Source organism: Streptomyces dangxiongensis (assembly GCF_003675325.1).
GTDB classification, from domain to species: domain Bacteria; phylum Actinomycetota; class Actinomycetes; order Streptomycetales; family Streptomycetaceae; genus Streptomyces; species Streptomyces dangxiongensis.
The window spans coordinates 2,547,368-2,556,268 of the sequence record NZ_CP033073.1 but is presented as its reverse complement, the minus strand read 5'-3'; the positions used below and the strand labels follow the sequence as shown (position 1 = coordinate 2,556,268).

Sequence of the window (8,901 nt, the reverse complement as noted above, 5' to 3'; positions counted from 1 at the left end):
GGGACGCCGGTGCCCGTCGGGTCCGGCAGTTCCCCGGACCCGGACCCGAGGGCCACCGGCCGCCTGGTGCAGGTCGCGTGCGGTACGCCGGAGTACGTGCCGTCGTGGCGGCGGACCGGGGCGGCGTCGGGATCGCCCAAGCTGTCGCTCCGAGCCCTTCGTCCGAGCAGGACCAGCCGGTGTGGGCGGGGCGTCCGCACCACCTCGGTGCCGGCCCCGCACCCCTTCCGCGGGGCGGCCTCACCACCGACGCCCTCGCCGAAGCCCATCAGGACCGCCGTCACCGATCCCGGCACCGCCCGCACCGCCGCCCGGGTTCCGGAACGGGTCCCCCACGAGCAGACAGGAGCACGCTGTGCCGCTGACCACGCATGACGGCATCGCGAACCCGGTCGCCCAGGAGCGGCCCACCACGGCCCGCCGCGGCGAACGCCCCGCCTTCGACCGGCCGCTACAGGTCGGCTCACCCAACATCCCGGACCGCGGCCGTCTGTTCCAGCGCATCTCGCAGGCCCTCGACCGGGGCTGGCTGACCAACAACGGCCCACTGGTGCGCGAGTTCGAGGACCGGCTCACCCGGCTCACCGGTGCCGCGCACGTGCTGGCCACCAGCAACGGCACCTCCGCGCTGGAGGTCCTGGCCCGGGCCCGCGGACTGACCGGCGAGGTGATCGTGCCGTCGTTCACCTACGTCGCCACCGCGCACGCCCTCCAGTGGCAGGGCCTGACCCCGGTCTTCGCCGACATCGACCCGCACACCGGCACCCTGGACCCCGCCCATGTGCGCGAGCTGATCACCGAGCGCACCAGCGGCATCGTCGGCGTTCACCTGTGGGGCCGGATCTGCCGCGTGGACGAGCTGAGGGCGATCGCCGACGAGCACGGGCTGGCCCTGCTCTACGACGGTGCGCACGCCCTGGGCTGCGAGCTGGACGGCCGCGCGGTCGGCGGCTTCGGCGACGGCGAGATCCTCAGCTTCCACGCGACCAAGTTCATCAACGCGTTCGAAGGCGGCGCCGTCCTCACGAACGACCCCGAACTCGCCGAACGCGTCGGCCGGATGCGCAACTTCGGGTTCGGGCCCGGCCGGGAGGTCCTCACCTTCGGGACCAACGCCAAGATGAACGAGATCTCCGCGGCCATGGGTCTGACCGCCCTGGAGCACATCGACGAGATCACCGCGGCGAACGCCCTGCGGTACGAGCACTACAGGGCCGGACTGCTGGGTGTCCCCGGCGTCAGGCTGCGCGGCCCCGGCCCGGGGGAGCGCGGCAACGACCAGTACGTCGTCGTCGAGATCGACGCCGGCGTCACCGGAGTCCACCGCGACCGGCTGCTCTCCGCGCTCCACGAGGAGAACGTCTTCGCGCAGAAGTACTTCCACCCGGGCTGCCACCGCATGCGCCCCTACGCGCAGCGGGCCGGCCTCCACACGCCGCTGCCGCTGCCCGGCACCGAGGCACTGGCCGAACGCGTCCTGGTCCTGCCGTCCGGGCCGGCCGTCACCCCGCACGACGTGGACCTCGTCTGCGAGCTCGTACGACAGGTGCTCGAAACAGCGTCGGCGCACTGAGAACAAAGGGAGAGAGACCACATGGCCATCACCACCGCAGCCACAGGCGAAGCCCGCACCGAGCCGGCCACCGGGCGTCGGCTCACCGGCTTCAGCGGCGACCCCGGCTACTTCCGCTTCAAGGAGTACCGGACCTTCGACCCGCAGGCCGTCGTCGACGTCCTCAGGGGCAGGAGCGCGGGCGCCGTGTTCCGCGGCGTGGTCGAGCCGGAGATCTGCACGGAACTGTCCGCACGCTTCTGGGACAGCGGGGACCGGGAGCGGCGGACCGCCGTCGCGCCCAGCTATTACCTGGGCACCTACCACTTCCACAAGACGACCGAGGAGTACCTCGACGAGTCCGAGCGGACCACGCCGGCGCTGGAGAAGGTGCTCGACATTCCGCGGGACCCGCTGACCGGGTTCTACGACGGTCTCGCCGGGGCCCTCGCGCCGGAGGACGTCACGGTGCGCCGCGCCGAGCACGGGGGGCGCCAGGCGTGCCGCGGGCTGCTGCGCTCGTGGCACGGCGCAGGCGACTACACCCTCGACCCGCACGAGGACGGTTCCCAGTGCACCGACCCCAGGCAGGCGGACTTCGAGATCCAGCGGGTGCTCGACCACCACGTCTGCGCGCTCAACATATGCCTGGAGAACGGCGACGGCGGCCGGCTGGCGCTGTGGAACATCCGGCCGGACGAGGCCAGCAGGCGCCGCCTCGGCCTGGAGCACACCGGCTCCCCGTACCCCATGGACACCCTCGACGGCATCGAGTGCCAGTGGCTCGAGATCAACGCCGGTGACATCTACGTCTTCAACGGTGCCCACATCCACGCCGTGGAGCCGAACACCAGCGCCGGGAGCCGCCGCACGACGCTGGCGGGCATCTTCGGCTTCGTGGACCGCGACACGGTCGTGTCGTGGACATGAAAGCACTGGTCCTGGCGGGCGGCACCGGCAGCCGGCTGCGGCCCATCACCCACACCTCGGCCAAGCAGCTTGTACCCGTCGCCAACAAGCCCGTCCTGTTCTACGTGCTGGAGGCCATCGCGGACGCCGGCATCAAAGAGGTCGGCATGGTCGTCGGGGACACCGCGGACGAGATCCGCACGGCCGTCGACCGCGGAGGGTTCGACGGCCTGCGCATCACCTACCTCCCCCAGGAGGCGCCGCTGGGCCTCGCCCACGCGGTGCGCATCGCCCGGGACTTCCTCGGCGACGACGACTTCGTGATGTACCTCGGCGACAACTTCATCGTCGGCGGCATCACCGGACTCGTGGACGAGTTCCGCGCCGGGCGCCCCGACGCGCAGATCCTGCTCACCCGGGTGTCCGACCCCACCGCCTTCGGCGTCGCCGAACTCGACGAGTGCGGGCGGGTGGTGGGCCTCGAGGAGAAGCCCGCCAAGCCCCGGAGCGATCTCGCCCTGGTCGGTGTCTACCTGTTCACCCCGGTGATCCACGAAGCGGTCGCGGCCATCACTCCGTCCGGCCGCGGGGAACTGGAGATCACCGACGCCGTCCAGTGGCTGATCGACCGGCAGCGCGACGTACGCTCCACCACGATCTCCGGCTACTGGAAGGACACCGGCAACGTCCGCGACATGCTGGAGGTCAACCGCACCGTCCTCGAGTCCATCGAGCCCATGATCGCCGGCGACGTCGACGACGCCACCGAGATCGTCGGCCGGGTGCGGATCGCCGACGGGGCGACGGTCCGCCGCTCGCGGATCGTCGGCCCGGTGGTCATCGCCTCCGGAGTGGAGGTCAGCGGCTCCTACGTGGGGCCCTTCACGTCGATCTCCGAGCGGTGCCGCATCGAGGACAGCGAGATCGAGTTCTCCATCGTGCTGTCCGGCTCCTCCATCACCGGCGTACGCCGCGTCGAGGCGTCCCTGATCGGCCGTAACGTGGAAGTCACCCCGGCACCCCGGGCCCCCGCCGCACACCGGCTCATCCTCGGCGACCACAGCAAGGTGCAGATATCCCGATGACGACCAGGATCCTCGTGACCGGTGGAGCCGGCTTCATCGGCTCCCACTACGTACGGACGCTGCTCGGCCCCGAGGGCCCGGGCGACGTCCACATCACCGTGCTGGACGCCCTGACCTACGCCGGGAACCCGGCGAACCTCGACCCGGTCAGGGCAGACCCCCGGTTCGCCTTCGTGCACGGCGACATCTGCGACGCCGCGCTCGTGGAGACGCTGACGGCCCGCAGCGACCAGGTGGTGCACTTCGCGGCCGAGTCCCACGTGGACCGCTCGATCCTGGGCGCGGAGGCGTTCCTCCGCACCAACGCGCTCGGCACCCAGACCCTGCTCGACGCGGCCCTGCGCACGGGTCTGGGCACCTTCGTGCACATCTCGACCGACGAGGTGTACGGCTCGGTGCCGACGGGCTCCACGCCGGAGACCGCGCCGCTGCTGCCCAACTCCCCGTACGCGGCGTCGAAGGCCTCCAGCGACCTGGTCGCCCTGTCGTACCACCACACGCACGGCCTGGACGTCCGGGTCACGCGCTGCTCCAACAACTACGGCCACCACCACTTCCCGGAGAAGCTCGTCCCGCGCTTCGTCACCATGCTCCTGGACGGCGGCAGGGTGCCGTTGTTCGGCGACGGTGAGCACGTACGGGACTGGCTGCACATCGACGACCACGTCCGGGGCGTCGAGCTGGTGCGCACCGGTGGCCGGCCCGGCCGGGTCTACAACATCGGGGGCGGTACCGAGCTGACCAACAAGGAGCTCACAGGGCTGCTGCTGGAGGCCTGCGGCGCCGGCTGGGACCGGGTCGAGTACGTCGAGGACCGCAAGGGCCACGACCGGCGCTATTCGGTCGACTGGAGCCGGATCCGCGATGAGCTGGGCTACCGGCCCCGCAAGGACTTCGCCACCGGTCTCGCGGAGACCGTCCGGTGGTACCGCGGCAACCGCGACTGGTGGGAGCCCCTGCTGTCACGGGCGGCCCTGTGACCGCGCCGTGGACGGTCGCGGCGGGACGGCGAGGAGGTGATCGCCGTCGGCAGGACCGGGCTCGACGGCACCGACGCACCGGCGCCGCCCACCGGCCCGCCGCCGACGCCGGGAGGAACGGGAGCCGGAAGCCCTCCTCGTGAACGGCCCCGGCCCCGGCCACCCGGCCGACGCCTGCCGTCCGACCGCCGCCCGGCTGCTGCCCGTCCCGGACGCCCGCGGCGCCTTCCACGAGTGACAGCGCCTGCGGGCCCGGCGCCCGACGTGGCCGTCGACGTCCGGGCGGGTTCCCCGGCCTGTCGCCGGTGGGAGGCCGTACGACGCGACGTGGACAACCGGCCCGGTCCCGGGCTCACCACGCCGCGCCGCGTCGGGGGACCCGGCACCCGTGGCGAGGGGCCCGCGCACGCGGGCCCCTCGGCGTCCGGGGAGCGCTCCGGGTCACGCGTTCTGCGGACCGTCCCCCTCGCACGGCACCCGCACGGCCCGTTCCCGGACCGCGTCCACCAGCTCCAGTGTGGCCACGGCGTCCGCGTGCCACGGGTCCCGGCCGGTACCGCGGGAGGCGACCGGTCCGCGGATCGCCGCGGCGAATTCCGTGACGCAGGCCAGGAACTGGTCGGCGGGCGGCAGCAGGAGCCGTTCCTCCCGGTCCTGTTCCTCGATCCGTAGCTGCGTCCGCAGCTCGGCCGGCGGGCTGACGGTCTGGTCCGCGGTCAGACGCGCCCGGTCGCCCCACAACGCGTACCGCGCCCCGTAGCCGTGCTCGAAACCGAAGTCCAGCGAGGCGAGGACGCCCGAGTCGGCGGCCAGCAGGACCTGCCCGGAGAGGTCCAGTCCGTCGCGCGGCCGGGTCCGCAGGGTGGCGCCGGTCACCCGCAGCCCCCGCCCCAGGAAGTGCACCGCGGTCCGCAGCGGGTAGACGCCCGTGTCCAGCAGCGCGCCACCCCCCAGCCCGAGTGTGTACCGGATGTCGTCGGGGGGGAGCGGGGGGACGCAGAACGACGCGTGCAGCATGCGGAGGCGGCCGATCCGTCCGTCCCGCAGCAGCTCGGTGACGGCCCGGTGGCGCGGGTGGTGGAGGAACATGAAGTTCTCCCGCAGCACCAGGCCGCGGCTCTCGGCGAGCGCGGTCAGTTCCCGGGCCTCCTCGGCCGTCGTGGCCATGGGTTTCTCGATCAGCACGTGCCGGCCGGCCGCCAGCGCGCGGGCCGCCCACGTGTGGTGCAGTGCCGCGGGCAGCGGAACGTACACCGCCTCGATGTCCGTGCGTTCCAGCAGTGCCTCGTACCCGGTGACGGCCGCACAGCCGAAGCGGTCGGCGAACCGGCGCGCCCGCCGCGGGTCCCTGGAGGCCACGGCGACGACATCGACGTCCGGACAGGCCGTCATCGCGGGCACGACCCGCCGCCAGGCGATGGATGCGGCTCCGAGGACTCCCACGCGTACCGGCGGGGTGCCGTGGTCGTGGGTCACCGCACCGCCCTGAGGGCGGCCACGAGCGTCCTGGCCTGAACGTTGAGCTGGCCGCTGGACTTCAGCAGGTCCTCCAGCTCGCTCAGGCTCAGCCAGCGCATTCCGGCGCTCTCCTCGACCGGGTCCCGGCCGTCCACCGAGATGATCATGTACCGGCACCGCGCGTGGTCGAACCTGCCGCCCTCCTCCGACAGCACGGTGTCGAACAGCAGGCTCGCCCGGTCGGTGCCACGCACCAGATCCAGCAGGGGCGGCTGGTCGGCGGCGGCCAGGTGGGCGTGGTTCCCGGGCGTGCACTGCACGGTCGGACCCAGCTCCACCGTGTCGACGAATCCCGGTTCGACGCGTGCGTGCATCAGCGCGTGGAGGACGCCGCCGACGCGCTTGACGAGCAGTGCGGCGATACCCTGGCCGTGCGGCCGGAGCAGCGGCTGGGTCCAGGACGGCACCTCCCGGCTGCGCGAGCCCACGCGGACCGCGACGATGCTGAAGAACCGGCCCTCGTCGTGCGTGATGGCGTCGGCCGTGCGGTGCCAGCCGGGGACCGCACGCAGCGGCAGCCGCTCGGTGACGACCTCGTGCACGACCCGGCGGTCGGTCAGCCAGCAGCGGATCTCCTGTCCGGTGTGCTCGGCGCTTCCGGGCCCGTCGACGCGGTCCCAGTCGGGCAGGCACGACAGCACGGTCCGCGCGTCCATGTTGACCAGGTCCTCGCACCGCAGCAGGGCGTTGAGCTGTCCCAGCGTCAGCCAGCAGAAGTCGTCGCCGGCCCGCAGCTCGGGCCCGACCTCGACCACCATGTTGCGGTTGCGCTTGCGCAGGAACCAGGAGCCCTGCTCGGACTGCAGCACGTCCGCCAGCACCCGCCCGGGCTCGGGCGTGCGGAAGGCGTCCAGGTACGGCACCGGCGAACCGCCGTGGACCCGTGTGTAGTTGCTGCGCGTCGCCTGGACGGTGGGAGAGAGCTGGACGCCGTTGACGTTCCCCGGCTCCGACTTGGCCTGCATCAGGAAGTGCAGCACGCCGTCGATCTCCCGCACGGCGATGCCGAGGATGCCGACCTCCGGCTGGCTGATGATCGGCTGGGACCATTCCGGGACCGCGCCGAAGTCGGAGCGGACCCGCAGTCCCTGCACCGAGAAGAACCGCCCGGTGGTGTGGCCCAGGTCCCCGGTGTCCGGGTCGAACCCCCACTGGTCGAGCGCGTCGAAGGGTATTCGCTCGGTCCGCTGCGCATGGCGCAGCCGCCGCTCGGCAAGCCAGTCGAAGAAGGCGGCGGTGCTGGTGACCCCGTCGGTACACCGTGCCGACAGGGCCAGCCGGGCCTCCATGTCGGTGGGCGAGGTCCGGTTCGCCGTGGCGGCCCCCGTCACGGCTGGATCCTCTCCAGGAACCGCACCGCGGAGGCGGCCCCGTCCTCGGCACGCAGGCGTTCGCCCAGCTCGGCGGCGGCCGTGGCGACGGCCGGGTCCGTGGCCGCCGTCGTGATCGCCCGGGCCAGGGCTGACGAGGTCAGCTCGCGTTGCCGCAACGGGGCGGGTGCCACTCCCAGGCGGTGCAGATGCTCGCCCCACATCAGTTGGTTCACCTCGAACGGGCAGACGACCTGGGGGACTCCAGCCGTCAGGGCGGCGTTGTGCGCGCCCAGCGAGCCGGAGTTGACGGCCACACGCACCCGTGGCAGCAGCCATCCGTAGGGAACCTCGTCCAGCGCCAGGACGCCGTCCGGGGCGCCGTCGACGTCGAGGCCGCCCCAGCCGGCCACGATCACCGCCCGCAGGCCGCTCTCCCGCACGGCGTCCAGCACCAGGGCGGTGGTCCCCTCGGGGTCGGTACCGAGAGCGCTGCCGAAGCCGATGAGAACGGGCTTCTCGCCGTCCTCCAGGAAGCGCAGCAACCGGTCCGGCGGCTGCCAGCCCGGTGGCGGCGGAAGGTGCCAGAAGCCGTCGGTGTGCACCGAGTCGGGCCAGTCGGAGCCCGGGGCGAGGACGTGCGGGCTGAAGCAGTGCAGAACGGGTGCGGGCGCGCCGTGGGCGGAGAACCGGAAGTCGAGGTAGCCCTCCCGCGGCGGAAGTCCGAGGGTGTCCGCGCGCCACTGGTCCACCACGTCGATGACGGCGGGCGGCAGATACGTCCGCACGTCCGTCCGGCTCGTGTCCTCCTTGCCGGAGAACACGTCCGACAGCATGCCGAACGCCGGATAGTCGCGGGAGACCACGAAGTTGGGATAGAGGGAGCCGAGGACGTGCGGAACCTTCAGCCGCTCGGCGATCTGCGGAAGCACCTCACGGAACGCGTGCGAGTGGACGATCACGTCGGGGCCGCAGGCCGCCGCCTCCCACAGGTCGCGGAGTACGGCCGCGTAGTGCGGAACCATCTGCCGGCGGACCGCCCGACGCTGTTCCTCGACCTCCGGGGTCGGACGGTCGCTGTGCGCCTGGAGGCGGCGGATGTCCGCCCGGGAGCGCACGGTCACGGCGGCGTCGTCCAGCGGGGCGAACGGCACGCCGTACTGGTCGGCGAGCGGCGCGAACAGGCGAGGCGCCGCGAGCACGGCCTCATGTCCCGCGCGGCGCAGTGCGTAGGCCAGTGCCAGATACGGCTGGACGTCGCCCCTGTTTCCGTAGCAGTAGACCAGGACTTTCAACGTTACGCCTCCCGTGCGCGTCGGAAGGCCAACTGTTTCCATTCCGTCGCACCGGCCGCAAGGGGCATTTGTCCCGTCCAGATTCCCTAGAGTCACCCGGTAACTCCAGGCCCTAACGTGCCGCAGGTACTTCCTCGGGCCTGCCGCTGGTGCCGCGCCCGACTCGTCAGGAAACGGGAGGGGTTCGCAGCGGTGCGCGCATTGATTTATTCCCATGGCACTCGTGGGGATATGCAGCCCTATCTGGCGCTG

General features: G+C 72.3%; 7 protein-coding genes. 4 read left to right on the top strand and 3 right to left on the bottom strand.

Features of this window, described 5'->3' with window-relative positions; genetic code table 11:
• Positions 1-355: 355 nt before the first annotated feature.
• The 4 genes from D9753_RS11245 to rfbB are packed head-to-tail and all read left to right on the top strand — an operon-like array spanning position 356 to position 4,526.
• Complete coding sequence (locus D9753_RS11245) at positions 356-1,573, top strand: DegT/DnrJ/EryC1/StrS family aminotransferase (protein ID WP_240468108.1); 1,218 nt, start codon at positions 356-358, stop codon at positions 1,571-1,573.
• Between the two features lie 21 nt (positions 1,574-1,594).
• Positions 1,595-2,482: a 2OG-Fe(II) oxygenase family protein gene (locus tag D9753_RS11240; RefSeq protein WP_121786888.1), complete on the top strand. Its 888-nt coding sequence runs from the start codon at positions 1,595-1,597 to the stop codon at positions 2,480-2,482.
• Positions 2,479-3,546, top strand: a complete 1,068-nt coding sequence (locus tag D9753_RS11235; protein ID WP_121791016.1) for a glucose-1-phosphate thymidylyltransferase — start codon at positions 2,479-2,481, stop codon at positions 3,544-3,546. The genes D9753_RS11240 and D9753_RS11235 overlap by 4 nt, the downstream gene beginning before the upstream one ends.
• Positions 3,543-4,526, top strand: coding sequence for a dTDP-glucose 4,6-dehydratase (gene rfbB / locus D9753_RS11230; RefSeq protein ID WP_121786887.1), 984 nt, complete (start codon positions 3,543-3,545; stop codon positions 4,524-4,526). Before D9753_RS11235 ends, rfbB begins: the two co-directional genes overlap by 4 nt.
• A 441-nt stretch (positions 4,527-4,967) precedes the next feature.
• Here the strand turns inward: rfbB and D9753_RS11225 are convergent, their stop codons facing one another.
• From D9753_RS11225 to D9753_RS11215, 3 genes are read right to left on the bottom strand one after another with little or no spacing between them, the layout of a single operon-like run.
• Positions 4,968-6,002: a Gfo/Idh/MocA family protein gene (locus D9753_RS11225; RefSeq protein WP_121786886.1), complete on the bottom strand. Its 1,035-nt coding sequence runs from the start codon at positions 6,000-6,002 to the stop codon at positions 4,968-4,970.
• Entirely contained in the window at positions 5,999-7,375 is a 1,377-nt protein-coding gene (locus D9753_RS11220) for an NDP-hexose 2,3-dehydratase family protein (RefSeq protein WP_240468107.1), read from the bottom strand. Before D9753_RS11220 ends, D9753_RS11225 begins: the two co-directional genes overlap by 4 nt.
• Positions 7,372-8,649, bottom strand: a complete 1,278-nt coding sequence (locus D9753_RS11215) for a glycosyltransferase (RefSeq protein ID WP_163010670.1) — start codon at positions 8,647-8,649, stop codon at positions 7,372-7,374. Before D9753_RS11215 ends, D9753_RS11220 begins: the two co-directional genes overlap by 4 nt.
• Positions 8,650-8,901 lie beyond the last annotated feature (252 nt).

Bases quoted from the DNA above. Each gene is read 5' to 3' on its own strand.
- D9753_RS11240 (WP_121786888.1), top strand. From the start codon at position 1,595: ATGGCCATCACCACCGCAGCCACAGGCGAAGCCCGCACCGAGCCGGCC.
- D9753_RS11235 (WP_121791016.1), top strand. From the start codon at position 2,479: ATGAAAGCACTGGTCCTGGCGGGCGGCACCGGCAGCCGGCTGCGGCCC.
- rfbB (WP_121786887.1), top strand. From the start codon at position 3,543: ATGACGACCAGGATCCTCGTGACCGGTGGAGCCGGCTTCATCGGCTCC.